General features: G+C 69.1%; 12 protein-coding genes. 4 read left to right on the forward strand and 8 right to left on the reverse strand.

Annotated elements, in window-relative coordinates:
* Positions 1-20 precede the first annotated feature (20 nt).
* The gene (locus ASF94_RS00505; RefSeq protein ID WP_056659977.1) at positions 21-1,289 is read right to left on the reverse strand and encodes an acyl-CoA dehydrogenase family protein; all 1,269 of its coding nucleotides are present in this window, start codon (positions 1,287-1,289) and stop codon (positions 21-23) included.
* Between the two features lie 250 nt (positions 1,290-1,539).
* Here ASF94_RS00505 and ASF94_RS00510 point away from each other — a divergent pair, with 250 nt between their 5' ends.
* Positions 1,540-2,010 (forward strand): MarR family winged helix-turn-helix transcriptional regulator, encoded by a 471-nt coding sequence (locus tag ASF94_RS00510; protein ID WP_369818611.1) that lies wholly within the window; start codon positions 1,540-1,542, stop codon positions 2,008-2,010.
* A 31-nt stretch (positions 2,011-2,041) separates the two neighbouring features.
* Positions 2,042-3,004: a LysR family transcriptional regulator gene (locus ASF94_RS00515; RefSeq protein WP_056659980.1), complete on the forward strand. Its 963-nt coding sequence runs from the start codon at positions 2,042-2,044 to the stop codon at positions 3,002-3,004.
* On the opposite strand, the gene ASF94_RS00520 is transcribed toward ASF94_RS00515, so the two are convergent.
* From ASF94_RS00520 to ASF94_RS00535, 4 genes are read right to left on the reverse strand one after another with little or no spacing between them, the layout of a single operon-like run.
* The gene (locus tag ASF94_RS00520) at positions 3,001-4,059 is read right to left on the reverse strand and encodes a maleylacetate reductase (protein ID WP_056659983.1); all 1,059 of its coding nucleotides are present in this window, start codon (positions 4,057-4,059) and stop codon (positions 3,001-3,003) included. The genes ASF94_RS00515 and ASF94_RS00520 overlap by 4 nt on opposite strands.
* Positions 4,059-4,403: a Dabb family protein gene (locus tag ASF94_RS00525; RefSeq protein WP_056659986.1), complete on the reverse strand. Its 345-nt coding sequence runs from the start codon at positions 4,401-4,403 to the stop codon at positions 4,059-4,061. The genes ASF94_RS00520 and ASF94_RS00525 overlap by 1 nt, the downstream gene beginning before the upstream one ends.
* Positions 4,400-5,278 carry an intradiol ring-cleavage dioxygenase gene (locus ASF94_RS00530; protein WP_056659989.1) on the reverse strand — a complete coding sequence of 293 codons (879 nt, stop codon included), beginning with the start codon at positions 5,276-5,278 and terminating at the stop codon, positions 4,400-4,402. Before ASF94_RS00530 ends, ASF94_RS00525 begins: the two co-directional genes overlap by 4 nt.
* Positions 5,279-5,306: 28 nt before the next feature.
* Positions 5,307-6,290, reverse strand: coding sequence for an amidohydrolase family protein (locus ASF94_RS00535; RefSeq protein ID WP_056659992.1), 984 nt, complete (start codon positions 6,288-6,290; stop codon positions 5,307-5,309).
* A gap of 356 nt (positions 6,291-6,646) precedes the next feature.
* Between ASF94_RS00535 and ASF94_RS00540 the strand changes: the two genes are divergently transcribed.
* On the forward strand, positions 6,647-7,987 hold the full coding sequence (locus tag ASF94_RS00540; protein WP_056660719.1) for an MFS transporter: 1,341 nt from the start codon (positions 6,647-6,649) through the stop codon (positions 7,985-7,987).
* A gap of 41 nt (positions 7,988-8,028) precedes the next feature.
* A complete protein-coding gene (locus ASF94_RS00545; protein ID WP_056659995.1) occupies positions 8,029-9,102 on the forward strand; it encodes a porin in 1,074 nt (357 codons plus the stop codon).
* Positions 9,103-9,164: 62 nt separating this feature from the next.
* Here the strand turns inward: ASF94_RS00545 and ASF94_RS00550 are convergent, their stop codons facing one another.
* From ASF94_RS00550 to ASF94_RS00560, 3 genes are all read right to left on the reverse strand, one after another.
* Positions 9,165-10,880, reverse strand: a complete 1,716-nt coding sequence (locus ASF94_RS00550; protein ID WP_056659998.1) for a tannase/feruloyl esterase family alpha/beta hydrolase — start codon at positions 10,878-10,880, stop codon at positions 9,165-9,167.
* Positions 10,881-11,053: 173 nt separating this feature from the next.
* Positions 11,054-12,535, reverse strand: a complete 1,482-nt coding sequence (locus tag ASF94_RS00555) for an AMP nucleosidase (protein ID WP_056660001.1) — start codon at positions 12,533-12,535, stop codon at positions 11,054-11,056.
* 66 nt (positions 12,536-12,601) lie between these two features.
* The gene (locus ASF94_RS00560; RefSeq protein ID WP_056660004.1) at positions 12,602-14,674 is read right to left on the reverse strand and encodes a bifunctional diguanylate cyclase/phosphodiesterase; all 2,073 of its coding nucleotides are present in this window, start codon (positions 14,672-14,674) and stop codon (positions 12,602-12,604) included.
* Positions 14,675-14,752 lie beyond the last annotated feature (78 nt).

Below are 14,752 nucleotides of genomic sequence, written 5' to 3' on the forward strand. Positions count from 1 at the left end.
GCTCCGTGCTCGTGTTGTTCTCAATACTGGCCCTTGGGCTCTAGGCCCAGGAGGTATTGGCCGACCATCGAGGACACGGCGTCCCAATTCAGGCTGATGTGCCGAGAAATGGCGTTCGCGTCGCGCCACATGCGCTGGATGGGCTGGTCCAGCGCCAGGCCTGCGCCGCCCACGCTGGCGAAAACTGCTTCCACCGCATCGCGCGAGAGGCGCGCGGCGAAGGCGTGGTCGCGCCGGTTGCGGATGCGCTGCGCGACGTCGATGGCCCGGCCGTCCATGGCCATCTGCTCGACCTGCGCGGTATCGCGGTAGATCAGCAGGCGGGCAGCGTCCACGCTGGCCGATGCCTCTGCCAGGCGTGACTGCACCGGGAAGAATTCGCTCAGCCGGTTGCCGCCGCCCGAGACCGCGCCGCGCGTCACCCGCACGCCCGCCAGCTCGATCAGCGCGTCCACCGCGCCCTGGGCGGTGCCCAGGATCGGCGAGGTCAGGCACACCGGCACGGCCGACAGGAATGGGATGCGGTAGATCGGATTGGTGTTCACCCGCGCGCCGGGCGGCTGGTTGGATGACGCCTCGGCGAAGGTCAGCTTGCGGTGGGCGGGAATGAAGAGCGGCTGGTCGATGACGATGGCCTTGGAGCCGGTGCCTGCCTGGCCGGCGACGTGCCAGTTGTCCATGATCTGCCAGTCCGCACGCGGCGCCAGCAGGAAGCCGGCGGACGACGGAGCGCCCTTGTCTTCGGGCGGGAACTGCACGCCCAGCAGCGCCCACTGCGAGTTGTCCACGTTGGAGGCGAAGAGCCACTTGCCTTGCACGAGGTAGCCGCCATCGACCTTCTGCGCCATCGTGGCCGGCGCATACGATCCGCACACGATGGCCGACGGGTCGCTGCGCCACACGTCGTCCTGCGCCTCCTCGGGGAACGTGCCCACCAGCCACTGGTGGATGGCGCCCAGCGAGCAGCCCCAGGCCGACGACGTGCAACCACGCGCCAGTTCGCTCACCACGTCGATGAAGGCGGTGAAGCCGTATTCGTAGCCGCCGTAGCGCGCTGGCTGCATGAGCTTGAAGAAGCCCGCGTCGTGGAAGGCGCGGGTCGTTTCCTCGGAGACGCGGCGGTCCCGCTCCGTCTGCTCGGCCCGCGCCCGCAGCACTGGGACCAGATTGCTTGCGGATGCAACGATCGAGGCCAGGGGTGGTGCGCCCTCGAAGGGCGACCGGCGACCAGGGGCGGGCAGATCCACATGGTTGAACTCGGCGAAGGGATGGGCGGCTGCGCGGGTCATGGGTGTCTCCGATGAAATGATCAGAACCGGTGTTCTGTGGGGTAATTGGAGGCCTTTTTATTTGCGTTTGCAAGTAAATAAATCTCGGGGTTTTCACGCATGACGGCGGGGTCTTCGGTCGCAGGTGTGTGTCGCCATGCCGGTAAGATGGGGCATGGTTACTGGAAAAGAGACTCCCGCGGCCCCCAAGACTGCTTCCCCTCCGACTTCCAAGGCACCTGGGCGCATGGTGGGGGACCCGGACACCGTCGTGAAATCACTTGCAAATGCAGGCAAGGAGACGCAGCTCGATCTCGAGCGCGCCATCCCGTACCTGCTGGCGCGTGCGGGTTCGCGCATGGGCCAATCCTTCAGCCGCGAGCTGCGGCAGTTCGAGCTGTCGCTGACGGACTGGCGGGTGTGCGTGGCGCTGCACCACCAGCCCCGTCAGCGGCTTTCCGACCTGGCGCTGCACACCTCGACGGAGCCTTCCACGCTGTCGCGCGTCGTCGACGGGCTGCTGCAGCGCGGCCTGGTGGTGCGAGGCCGCTCGGGCAAGGATGCCCGCGCGCTGGCGCTGAGCCTGACCCCGGCGGGGCACGACCTGACGCTGCGCATCATTCCGCTGGCCCAGCTCTACGAGCGCGTTTCCCTGGGCGGGCTGACCCATGCGCAGGCCGAGTCGCTGCGCGACATGTTGCGCCTGCTCTACGACAACCTCGCCGCGCTGGACCGGGAATGAGCGGCGTCGGCGCCGGCAAGGAGGCTTCGCAGTGAACATCCAGTCGATCGACCTGAACCTGTTCCTGGTCTTCCAGGCCATCTACGCAACCCGCAGCGTCACGCTGGCGGGCGAGCGGCTGGGCATGACGCAGTCGGCGGTGAGCAATGCGCTCAAGCGCATGCGCGAGCGTTTCAACGACGTGCTGTTCGTGCGCTCGGCGGAGGGCATGGTGCCCACGCCGCTGGCCGAGCGACTCATCGGCCCGGTGGAGGAGGGGCTCGCCTGCTTCGGGCAGGCCGTGGACCAGGGCCGCACTTTCGAGGCGGGCACCTCCGGGCGCCTGTTCCGCATCGCGGTCAACGACATCGGCCAGCTGGTGATGATGCCCCGGCTGCTCCTGTTGGCGCGAGGCCTGGCGCCGGGCGTGCGCTTCGAGACGGTGGACGTGCCGCGCACCGAGGCCCGCCAGCGCATGCTGCACGGGCAGATCGACGTCGCGCTGGGCAGCTGGGAGCCCATGGGCCCGTCGTTCTACCAGCAGCGGCTGTTCGACGAGACCTTCGTGGTGCTCGTGTCCCGCGCGTCGCCGCTGGGCGCGCGGCGAGCCATCACGCTGGACGACTATCTGGAGGCCGAGCACATCGCCTACCGGCCGCGCGGCACCACCGACCACCAACTGCAGCAGGCGCTGGAACGGGTGGGCGCGCTCGACCGCCGCCGCGTGGTGCTCACCGCAGCGCATTCGCTGGGCCTGTCGTCCATCGTCGCCACCACCGGCCTGGTGCTGACGGCTCCGCAGCGGCTCGCGCAGGCCATGGTCGCCTCCCGCTCGGACCTGCACATCCTGGGGGCGCCGTTCGAGGTGGCGCCGTTTGAGATCAGCCAGCAGTGGCACGAGCGCTTCCACCAGGACAGCGGCAACCGGTGGCTGCGCGAAATGATGTTCGGCCTGTTCCACGAGAAGTCCCGGCGGGCGCTGGACCCCGGGGCCGAGGCAGCGCCGGGCGCCTAGGCGGGAGGCCTGCCGTGGAAGGCGGCCTCCAGCAGTGCCCGCAGCGCGGCCCGCTGCAGGGGCCGTGGATTGGGGTAGGGCTGGGACGCGGCCAGTTCCGCCGCTCGGTCCAAGCCCGACTCGGGCATGCCGATCTCCCGCAGCGACAGCGGCGCGCCGTGCTCTGCGGCGAGGCGGTGCAGGCCCAGGGGCGCGTCGTCCACGCCCAGCGCGCGCGCGATGCGTTCCATGGCCTGCGGTGCGGCGGCTGCGTTGTAGCGCATCGCATGGGGCAGGATCACGGCATGCACTTCGGCATGCGGCAGGCCGAAGCTGCCGCCCAGGGTGTGGCAGAGCTTGTGGTGCAGCCCCATGGAGACGGCCCCGAGCACCGTGCCGCAGAGCCAGGCGCCGTACAGGGCCTGGCTGCGCGCGGGCAGGTCCCGCAGGTCGGCGCGCAGGGGCCGCAGCGCGGCGGAGCAGGCCCGGATGCCTTCCTCGGCCATCAGGGCGGTGACCGGGTTGCCGTCGTGGGCGTACAGGCCCTCGCAGGCGTGGGCGATGGCGTTGAGCGTGCTGGTCACCGTGAGCGGCAGCGGCAGGGTGAGCGAGAGCGCGGCGTCGTACACCACCGTGCGCGGCAGCACGCGGGCGTCGCGCCCGGTCTTCTTCAGACCGGACTCGGTGATGCCGTAGATCGGCGTCGCCTCGCTGCCGGCGTAGGTGGTGGGCACGGCGACGATGGGCAGGCCGCTTTCCAGGGCGATGGCCTTGCCCAGGCCGATGGTCGATCCGCCGCCCACGGCGAGCGCGCAGTCGGCTCCCAGCGCCGCGGCTTCCGCCCGGGCGCGGCGGGCCACTTCGATGGGCACGTGCATCTCGGCGCCGTCGAAGAGGCCGGCTACCCGGCCGGGCAGACGCTGCGCGACGACTTCGGCCTGGGCGCGCTGATTCGGGGTGCACATCACCAGGGCGCGCCGCACGCCCAGGCGGTCCAGTTCCTCGGGCAGGCGGTCGAGGCTGCCGGCGCCGAAGACGATGCGCGACGGGCTGGCGGCATAGGAGAAGGGAGTCATCATTGATCCGGATCGAGGAAGTAGTCCACCTGGTGGCGCGCGGTGCGCAGGTCGCCCAGCTCCTGGCGCACGCGCAGGTGTTCCGGGTGCGCGGCGTACCGCTCCAGGCTGGCGGCGTCCTCGAAGCGCATGGTCATCGCCACGTCGCAGGCATAGTCCACGCCGCTGACGTCGATGCCGATCTCCAGGTCGAGTAGCCCTGGAATGCGGCCCCGCAACCCTTCGAATGCAGCGGACACGGTCTGGGCATTGCAGTGGCGTACTTGCGGCGTCTCGCCCGCCACCCGCCAGAGGACGATGTGGCGCACCTGCGGCGGGCGCGTTCCGGCGGTGTGCGCCGTCATGGCGTGGCCGCCTGGCTGGCCGGGTTCAATACGAAGTCGTAGTCCAGCGTGTAGAAGGGCGCGTCCATGCGGCTGCCGTCGGGGGCCGTGCCGGGATCCCGGGGCTTCCAGTCGGCTACCAGAGACGAACGCACGCCGAACACCGCGTCCGATTCCAGGTATTCGCCGCCCTCGCGGAACACATGGGTGATCAGCGTCTCGTAGCCTGGCGCCTGGATCATGAAGTGCAGGTGCGCGGGCCGCCACGGGTGCCGCCCCGTGCGCTCCAGTAACTGGCCCACGGGGCCGTCGTGCGGGATGGGGTAGGGCACCGCGAGGATGGAGCGGAAGCGGTAGCGCCCATCCGCCTCGCTGGCCAGGCGGGCCCGGCCCTGGGCGTGGTCCAGGCCGGGGCGCTGCACGTCGTAGGTGCCGTCCTCGTCCGACTGCCATACGTCGATGGTGGCGCCGGCCACCGGCTCGCCGCCGATGCCGCGCACCGTGCCGCTCACGAAACAGGGCTGCCCATGCGCGCCATGGGCGATGTCGTCGCCGTTGCGCACGACGGGCGCATCGGGCACGTAGAACGGGCCGAAGACGGTGGCCTCCGTGCAGCCAGCGGGGCGGCTGTTGTTCTGCGCCGTGACCAGCGTGGACAGGCCCAGCACGTCGGAGAGCAGGATGAATTCCTGCCGCCGGTCGTCGGTGATGTGCCCCACGCGCGTGAGGAAGTCGATGCCCTGAGCCCACTCGGCCTCGGTCAGTTCCACCTCGCGCGCGAAGTCGTGCAGGTGCCGCACCAGGGCGTCGAGCACGCGGCGCAGCCGCGCGTCCTGCGCGCCGGCCTGCGCCTTCAGCACGGCCTGGGTGATGGTCCATCCGTCGATGTCGATCATGGGCGCTTTCCTCGCTGGGCGTCGTCGTTCAGCCTTGCGGCAGCTTGAAGAGCGACAGGGCGTTGGTGCGGCCGATCTTCAGGCGGTCGGCCTCGCTGATGGCGGCGTCGTCGAACCAGTGCGCGGCATGGTCCACGTTCTCGAAGGGCCAGTCGGTGGAGAACAGGATGCGGTCCGCGCCCACTTCGAGCAGCGCGTCGATCAGCGTCTGCGTGCGGAAGTTGCCCGAGGTGGTCAGGTAGAAGTTCTGGTGGAAGTAATCGCACAGCTTGCGCTGCGCGGGGTAGCCCTTGGGCATGTCCACCCAGGCGTTGCGGTGGTCCACGCGCCACATGTTGTAGGGCAGGCCCTCGCCGAGGTGGCCCAGGATGATCTTGAGGCCGGGGTGCCGGTCGAACAGGCCGCTGGCCATGAGGCGCAGCGCATGCACGGCGGTTTCCTGCGCGAACGCCCAGGTGGGGCCCATCAGCCATGGGTGGCCCTGGTAGATCTGTGCCCAGCTGGCGATGGGGTTGCGCGGGTGCAGATAGAAGGGCGCATCGAGCCGCTCCACGGCCGCCCAGAAATCGCCGTACTGCGGGGCGTCGTAATAGACCACGTTCTCGGGCGTGCCGACCTGCGAGAAGCCGTTGACCAGCGCGCCGCGAAAGCCCAGGTCCTGCATGCAGCGCTCCAGCTCGCGCGTGGCCAGATCCGGGTCTTGCATGGGCAGCGCCGCGAAGGCCTGGAAGCGGTCCGGCCTGCGGGCTACCTGTTCGGCCAGGAAGTCGTTGGCGCGCACGGCGACTTCCACGGCCTGCTTCGTGTCGGGAATGGCCTGCACGGCGGGCGCGTTGAGCGACAGGATCATCATCTCCATGCCGTTCTCGTCCATCTCGCGCAGCCGCCGCTCATGGATGTCCAGCAGGCGCAGGCTCAATTCCTTCCAGTAGTCGCCAGGTACGAAGCCGGCCGAGTCCTGAAGCGTCTCCGGAATGGCGAAGTGTTCTTCCAGTCCGATCTTTCCCTGCATGTGCTGTCTCCTTTGCTGCGCAGCGCGCGCCCTGTGGTTGATGAATGGCGATCCTCTGCGGTACCCGCCTCGCTGTGCAATGTACGGAGCGCCATCCCACCGGTCGAACGAAATTCCGTGATAGCACGCATTCACCAATCGCATGGTCCGCCAGGCGCCGGACAGGGCCGCGGCCACCATGGGAAGACCCGCCCCATCATTTCGCAAGCGCATAAAAGACATCCAGAAAATGCGTTGGACCCGGGGACCGGCCGTCACGATCATCGGCGGGCAATGCGCTGGCCCTGCCGCCGGCGGCATGCGGGGCGGGGTCGATCCGCCGCCCGCTCTACTTAAAAACCATGGAGACAACGGACGTGCGTCACATCGATCTGCATCAATTGGCGGATACCGCCCGCTTCAACCGCTTCCACCGCCTCGTGCTGTTCTGGTGCGCGCTCATCATCGTGTTCGACGGCTACGACCTGGCGGTCGTCGGCATCGCCTTGCCTGCGATCATGGAGAAGATGGGCGTGGACGCCACGCATGCGGGCTTCATGGTGAGTTCGGCACTGTTCGGCATGATGTTTGGCGCCATCCTGCTTGGAACGGTGGCCGATCGCATCGGGCGCCGCTTGTCCATCGTCATCTGCCTTGCGCTGTTCAGCGTCTTCACCGCTGCGGCGGGCCTGGCCGAGGGCCCGGTGTCGTTCAGTGTGATGCGTTTTCTCGCGGGCCTGGGCATCGGGGGCGTGATGCCCAGCGTCGTGGCGCACATGACGGAATACGCGCCGAAGAAGATGCGCGCGACGCTCGTCACGCTGATGTTCAGCGGCTATGCGGTCGGCGGCATGCTGGCGGCGCTGCTGGGCAAGGGCCTGCTGGAGAGCCACGGCTGGCAGTCGGTGTTTTTCGCCGCGGGGATGCCGCTGCTGCTCGTGCCCTTCATCCTGAAATCGCTACCGGAATCCATGCCGTTCCTGCTGGCCCAGGGCCGCACCGACGAACTCAGGCAGATCGCCATGCGGCTCGATCCGGCCTACGCGCCGCAGGCTACCGACCGCTTCACCATCCCCGCTCACGAAAAGTCCGCCACCGCGCCCATCCGCCAGCTGTTCAGCGGCGGCCGTGGGTTCAGCACGGTCATGTTCTGGATCGCCTTCTTCATGTGTCTTTTCATGGTGTTCGCGCTGAGCTCCTGGCTCACCAAGCTCATGGCCGGCGCCGGCTACAGCCTGGGCTCCGCGCTGAACTTCGTGCTGGTGATGAACATCGGCGCGGTGGTGGGTGCCATCGGCGGCGGCTGGCTGGCCGACCGGTTCCACATCAAGTACGTGCTGGCGGGCATGTACGCGCTGGCTGCGGTGTCGCTCACGCTGCTGGGGCAGCCGGCCTCCACGCCCGTGCTGTTCCTGCTGCTCGGCCTGGCGGGCGCCTCCACCATCGGCACGCAGATCGTCGCCAATGCCTATGCCGGCCAGTTCTACCCCATGGCGGTGCGCGCCACGGGCCTGGGCTGGGCGCTGGGCATCGGCCGCAGTGGCGCCATCCTGGCGCCCATCCTGATCGGGACGCTGGTGGGCATGCGCCTGCCGCTGCAGCAAAACTTTGTCGCCATCGCAATTCCCGCAGTCATCGGCATGGTGGCCGTGCTGCTGATCCAGCATGGCCGGTCCGCTGTGGGCTCTCTTCTCCGTGAAGCGGTGCTGTCGAAGTGAGCGCTTCGCCGATCTGAATACCCCCTACAGGAAAAAACGATATGAAGCACTCCGTTCTTGTCGCCGCCGCACTCGCAGCGCTGCAGTGCGCTGCCGCGCATGCCCAGTCGAACGTCACGCTGTATGGCACCGTCGACGCCGCAGTCACGCGCAGGCAACTGGCCGGCGAGCAGGCTGTAAACGGCGTTACCAGCGGGGGGCTGTCCACCTCGCGCTGGGGCATCACTGGCAACGAAGACCTCGGTGGGGGACTGCGCGCGCAGTTCGACCTCAGCTCCTTCATTCGCGTGGATACCGGCGAGGCCGGACGTTCTTCGACCGAGCCCTATTGGGCGCGCGCCGCTTGGGTGGGCCTGTCGTCGGCCACAGGCGGTGCCGTCCGTCTCGGCCGTATCCCCACCACGGGTTTCCAGCAGGCCGTGCGGTTCAACCCGTTCGGCGATTCAGGGCTGCTGAGTCCATTCTTGCTCCACAACTACCTGCCCAGCCCGTCGCAGTCCTTGATGACGTCCGACGGCTTTCTAGATTCCGGCTGGGACAATTCGGTCGCCTATACCAGCCCGGGCTTTGCCGGCGTCACCGCCAGCGTGCAGTACGCGGCCCGCGAAGGAACGGCCGCGGGCCGGCGCCTGGGCCTGGCGGCCCTCTACGGCACGCCCGCATCCAAATTTTCCGCAGGCATCAGCTACGAGAAGACCGGCGGGGCTGCAGCCGCGTTCCCGCGCCGCAATCCCGTCTCCGATCGGTCCGCGGGCGTGGTCGCGTTGCGCGACTTCACGAATGCCACCATAGGCGCCAGCTACGACTTCGGCACCGTCAAGCTGTTCGGCCAGTACCGCCATGCCCGCATGGAAGGCACGGCTGCCAACGTGCGGCTGCAGACGGCGCAGCTGGGCGCTGCCGTGCCCCTGGGCGGCGGCCGCGTGCTCGCCAGCCTGGCGCGCACCGGGAAGACGGAAGCGGCGATGGAGGAGCAGAACCGCACCACGTTTGCGCTGGGCTACGACCATGACCTTTCCAAGCGCACGGACGTGTACGTGGTGACGTTGCTGGACAAGGCCAGTGGCCTGGGCCGCGGCACCTCGCTGGCCTTGGGCATCCGCCACCGGTTCTGAACCAGCACGGATAGGGCCGGCCCGAAAGGCCCGAGCCTCCGTGGCGCGGGCCAGAAAGCTGCCTACTGGGTCACGCAGCTGAAGCTCTCGGCCTTGTTCGCGTCACCCACACCTGCATACCGTGGCCAGCTGGGGTATTCGCACAGCGGCCGGGTGCGGCCGGGCACACCGGCCGTGTCGGTCACCACCTGGGCGGTGGGGGCGGTGCCGCCGGTCACCCACTGGTCCAGCGCCTTGAGGGAATCCCAGTTGGCGTTGAAAGCCGTGCTGGCCGCGTGGCCGTAGCCGGGCACTTCGTAGTAGCGCGCGAAGCCGCGCACCGCCGTGGCGCCCATCGTCTGCTCCAGGCGCTGCCAGTACTGCGCCGTGGCGCGGGTGCTGACCAACGCGTCGGCCGAGCCGTGCGCCATCATCAGCTTGCCGCCGCGCTTCTGGAAGGCGGACAGGTCGGTGCTGTTGATGTCCTGCAGCCTGGCCAGGGTGTTGATGCGCTCGCTCCACGGGCCGGGGTTCTGCGGGTCCAGCGCCAGGCTGTTGTAGTTCGGGTCGCGCGTCACGAAGTAGCGCACCCACTGGTCCCAGAACACCGCCCAGTACGGCGCGGTGAGCGGCGCGGGGCTGGCCGGCGCGGTGGTGTTCATCGCCAGCAGGTTGACGGTGGGCTGCAGCGGGCTGCTGCTTTGCTCGCCCAACTCGGTGCCCCAGACGTTGAAGCCGGGGTACTGGGTCTCGCCGCTGCCCAGGGGCGCGCTGAACTGGATCGCCGTGGCGTAGGTCTTGAGCGCCGAGATCATGGCGTCGGACAGGCATTGATCGCCCTCGTTGCCGCCGCTGGCGCAGCGCAGCGGCTGGCCGTTGAAGCGTGCCGTGGCCGGGTCGAACTGCGCGTTGCAGGCCGCCACGTTGCTGACCACGCCGTCCTGCAGGCCGTCGAGCGCGTCGCACTGCGCCAGCGCCGCCTGGCGCAGCAGCTTGCGCTGGCCCAGGCTTGGATAGGCATTGGGCTGGGCGAAGGCGCGGCTGATGCGGCCGAACTGCAGGTCGAGGCTGGCGGCGTTCCAGGCGGGGTACCAGGCGACCACGCCGTCCCAGTCGGCCGGCCACTTCTGGGCCACGGCCAGGGCTTCACGCCCGCCGGTCGAGCCGCCGAGGAAATAGCGCTTGCCGGGCTTTTCGCCGTAGAAGCGGGTGACCAGCACGTCGGCCACGTCGCTCACCTTTTTCAGCGCCGCGCCGGAGAAGTTGGCCACCGCCTCGTCGTTGGTGCCGAAGCTGCCGTCACGGCTGCCCGCGGCGCCGGCCTGGTGGCCGGAGTCGCTGGCGAACACGGCGTAGCCCTGGCTCAGCAGCGGATAGGCGCCCTGGCTGGCGGGTGCCGCAGGGTAGGTGTAGAGGCTGGGCAGCACGCCGTTGTAGCCCCCGCCGCCCAGCATGACGACCTTGCCGTTCCAATCCTTGGGCAGCAGCAGTCCCATCTTGATGGCCGGCGCCGCCGGGTCCACCGGCTGGATGGACACGTTGGCGCGCACCGAGGCGGGTGGCTGCGCGCCGCTGGCGGCGGTGGGCGTCTCCACCGACGTGACCGACGCGCCGCCCGTGGGCAGGCCGATCTGGCTGGCCGCCACCTGCTGCTGGGCGAGCTGGCGGCTGGCGTCGTCGAAGTTGAAGCCGTGCGAGCCGCCGCTGCCGCAGGCTGTCAGGGCGGCGGCCGCGCCGGCCGTGGCCAGCAGGCGCCAGGCAGGCCGGGCGAGGGGCGTGGTGGTGAGGGTGCGCGTCACGTTGTCTCCTGGTGGTGGATGGGAGCGAAGGTCCACCAACCATTGTGGAAGTGACGCGGCGCCTGTCACTCGGCGTTTGCAGCTAGGTAGTAGTCCATACGTGAAAAAGCCAGCACGGCGGTGCTGGCTTTGGTGTAGGCGGAGCGGCCCGGCCGCGCGGGCACTGCGGCCGCTTACTGGAACGCCACTTCGGCGAAGCTGCGCAGCTTGCGGCTGTGCAGCCGGCTGACGCCGCCCTCGCGCAGGATGTCGATGGCCCGCATACCGATGCGCAGATGCTGGTCCACCCGTTCGCGGTAGAAATGGTTGGCCATGCCAGGCAGCTTGATCTCGCCGTGCAGCGGCTTGTCGGACACGCACAGCAGCGTGCCGTAGGGCACCCGGAAGCGAAAGCCGTTGGCGGCGATGGTGGCGCTTTCCATGTCCAGCGCCACAGCGCGGCTCTGGCTGAAGCGGCGCTGGGGCATGTTGTCCGGCAGCAGCTCCCAGTTGCGGTTGTCGGTGCTGGCGACGGTGCCCGTGCGCATGATGCGCTTCAGGTCGGCTTCGGGTACCTGGCTTACGTCGGCCACGGCCTGCTGCAGCGCCAGCTGGATCTCGGCCAGCGCCGGAATGGGCACCCAGAGCGGCAGTTCCTCGTCCAGCACATGGTCTTCGCGCACGTAGGCGTGGGCCAGCACGTAGTCGCCCAGCTGCTGGCTGTTGCGCAGCCCCGCGCAGTGGCCCAGCATCATCCAGGCATGGGGCCGCAGCACCGCAATGTGGTCGGTGATGGTCTTGGCGTTCGACGGGCCCACGCCGATGTTGACCATGGTGGTGCCGCTGCGGTCGGCGCGCACCAGGTGGTAGGCGGGCATCTGCGGCAGGCGGGGGGGCGGCACGCCCAGGTCGTCGCCGGCCTCGGCCGCCAGGCCGGTGCGGCGGGTGACCACGTTGCCGGGCTCGATGAAGGCGATGTATTCGCTGTCGGGGTTGGCCATTTCGGCATGGCCCAGGCGCACGAACTCGTCGATGTAGAACTGGTAGTTGGTGAACAGCACGAAGTTCTGGAACCACTCGGGCGCCGTGCCGGTGTAGTGGCGCAGGCGGTGCAGCGAATAGTCCACCCGGGGGCCGGTGAAGAGCGACAGCGGCTGCGCTTCGCCCGGCCGTGCCGTCCAGGTGCCGTTGGCGATGCCGTCGTCCATGGCAGCCAGGTCGGGCAGGTCGAACACGTCGCGCATCAGCATGCGGCGCTCGGGCGTCAGCGAGCCTTCGATGTGGTCGTGCTCGGCGAACGAGAAGTGGATGGGAATCGGCTGGTTGCTGATGCCCACTTCCAGCTCCACGTTGTGGCTGGCGCGCAGCAGGCGGAACTGCTCGGCGTAATAGCGCGCGAACAGGTCGGGCCGGGTCAGCGTGGTTTCATAGCGGCCCGGGCCTTCGACGAAGCCGTAGGCCAGCTGGGTCGCGGCGCGGGCCACGGTCAGGGTCTGCACCCGCACGAACGGGTAGAACGCCCGCACATGGGAGGGCGGCGTCTCCCCGCCGACGAAGCGCTGCATGGCGTCGCGCAGGTGGCCGATCTGCTGCTGGTAGATGCGCTGGACCTGTGCCAGCGCCTCGGCGGGATCGGTGTGGAACGTGGGTTCGGTGAAGTCGGGAATCTGGGCCATGGCGCTATTGTCACGCAGCGCCGGGGCGCCGGCAGGATCGGGCCGCACCCGCCCGGGGCGCATCGGTCAGGCCGGCAGATCCTGCATCCAGCGGCGCGCGCGGGCACCGTCCATGGGCCGCGAGATGCCGTAACCCTGCGCCAGATCGCAGCCCAGCTGGCGCAGCAGGGCCAGCTGCTCGGGTGTTTCCACGCCTTCGGCCACCGTCCTGAGCTGCAGGCTGCGCCCCAGCTGCACGATGGCGGTGACGATCGCCACGTCGTCGTCGCTGCCGGGCGTGTCCATCACGAACGAGCGGTCGATCTTGAGCTTGTCGATCGGGTAGCGCTTGAGGTAGGCCAGCGAGGAATACCCGGTGCCGAAGTCGTCGATGGAAATGCCCACGCCCAGCGCCCGCAGCGCGCCCAGCGTTTCCCGGGCCTGGTCGGCGTCCTGCATCAGCACCGACTCGGTGATCTCGATTTCCAGGAAGCGCGGCTCCAGCCCGGTCTGCAGCAGCACGTTGGCGATTTCGCGGGCCACGTCGCGCTGGCGGAACTCCAGCGCCGACAGGTTGACGGCCACCGGCACGGCGTGCAGGCCGGCATCGTGCCAGGCCTTCAGCTGCCGGCAGGCCTCGTGCATCACCCAGCGGCCGATCGGTGCGATGAGCCCGCGCGACTCGGCGATGCCGATGAAGTCGGCTGGCCCGACCAGGCCGCGTTCGGGGTGCTTCCAGCGCACCAGGGCCTCGAAGCCCACCAGGCTGCCGTCGTCCACCCGCACCTGGGGCTGGTAGTGCAGCTCGAACGCGCCGGCAAAAATGGCGTCGCGCAGCAGGCGCTCCTGCTGCAGGATCTCGGTGGCGCGCACTTCCATGCCGGGGGCATAGAACTGCCGGTTGCCGCGCCCGCTGTTCTTGGCCGCATGCATGGCCGCATCGGCCCGGCGCATGAGCTCGTCGGCGCCTCGGCCGTCTTCGGGAAAAACGCTGATGCCGATCGATGGCGACAGCGAAAGCGGCGTGCCGTCCACATGGAACACGGCACGCATGTCGGCCAGCAGCTTGTCCGCCACGGTGGCGGCGTCGCCGCGGTTGTGGATGTCGGGCAGCACCACCGCGAACTGGTCGCCCCCCACCCGTGCCACCAGGTCGGAGGTGCGCACCGTGCCCAGCATGCGGCGGGCCATCTCGCACAGCAGCAGATCGCCCGCCTGGTGGCCGAGCGAGTCGTTCACCGTCTTGAAGTGGTCGAGGTCCAGGAACAGCACGGCTGCGCGCGCGTGGCGGCGCTGCGCGGTGTCGAGCGTCTTGCCCAGCTGGGCCATCAGGTGCCGGCGGTTGGGCAGCTGGGTCAGGGTGTCGTGCTGCGACATGAATTCCAGCCGCGCCTGGGCCTGCTTGCGCGCCGTGATGTCGCGCAGCACCGCGATGCGGTAGTCGCCGCCGGGCTCCGGCATGTTCTTGCCGACGATCTCCACCGGAATGCGCCGGCCGTCCTTGTGCAGCACCGTCGCTTCGTACAAATGCTCGCGGCCGGCCAGCACGTATTCCTCGGCCTGCGCGCGGTACTCCTCGCTCACGAAGCCGAGGATGCCGCGGCCCTGCACCTCGGGCAGGGTGTAGCCCATCAGCCTCGTCACGGCGTCGTTCATGTCCACCACCCGCCCGTCGCGGTGAAAGACGATGGCCTCCTCGGTGGCGAGCGAGAACTTGCGCATCCGCTCCTCGCTCAGCAGCACCGCCTGTTCCGACAGCCAGTGATGGGTGATGTCGTTGACCAGCACCAGCACGACCTGCTGCCCGCCCGGCCGGAGGTGGGGCGTGAGCGTGACCTCCACCATGCAGCTGTCTCGTCCCGGCGGACTCAGCCGCCGCGTGTACTGCACCCGCTCGCCGCTGGCCACCCGGCGTGCGTTCACCTGCACGTCGGCCCAGGCGTCGTCGCCGACGATGTCCTGCGCCGTGCGGCCGATGATGCCTTCCACGGTGAAGCCGTGCGCGGCCGCATACCCGGTGTTGGCGAACACGCAGCGCAGCTCGGGCAGGGTGTAGCAGGCCAGCAGCGCGGGAACGGCGTCGGCGACCATGCGCAGCATCGACTCGTCGGTCCAGCTCTGCCAATCGGCGGTCGTGTCAGCGTGGGTGGTGTCTGGCATGGGTGGTTCGGTCTGCCGGACTTATAGCCCATCGCCATGCGGCTGTGCAGCGTGCAAGCCCTCGAATCGGCCCGGCAA

The sequence above is a fragment of the Acidovorax sp. Leaf160 genome (genome assembly GCF_001424265.1).
Lineage (GTDB): Bacteria > Pseudomonadota > Gammaproteobacteria > Burkholderiales > Burkholderiaceae_C > Paracidovorax.

Excerpts from the sequence above, each read along its gene's own strand:
- ASF94_RS00505 (WP_056659977.1), bottom strand. The coding sequence starts at position 1,289 with ATGACCCGCGCAGCCGCCCATCCCTTCGCCGAGTTCAACCATGTGGAT.
- ASF94_RS00520 (WP_056659983.1), bottom strand. The coding sequence starts at position 4,059 with ATGACTCCCTTCTCCTATGCCGCCAGCCCGTCGCGCATCGTCTTCGGC.
- ASF94_RS00525 (WP_056659986.1), bottom strand. The coding sequence starts at position 4,403 with ATGACGGCGCACACCGCCGGAACGCGCCCGCCGCAGGTGCGCCACATC.
- ASF94_RS00530 (WP_056659989.1), bottom strand. The coding sequence starts at position 5,278 with ATGATCGACATCGACGGATGGACCATCACCCAGGCCGTGCTGAAGGCG.
- ASF94_RS00535 (WP_056659992.1), bottom strand. The coding sequence starts at position 6,290 with ATGCAGGGAAAGATCGGACTGGAAGAACACTTCGCCATTCCGGAGACG.
- ASF94_RS00545 (WP_056659995.1), top strand. The coding sequence starts at position 8,029 with ATGAAGCACTCCGTTCTTGTCGCCGCCGCACTCGCAGCGCTGCAGTGC.
- ASF94_RS00555 (WP_056660001.1), bottom strand. The coding sequence starts at position 12,535 with ATGGCCCAGATTCCCGACTTCACCGAACCCACGTTCCACACCGATCCC.
- ASF94_RS00560 (WP_056660004.1), bottom strand. The coding sequence starts at position 14,674 with ATGCCAGACACCACCCACGCTGACACGACCGCCGATTGGCAGAGCTGG.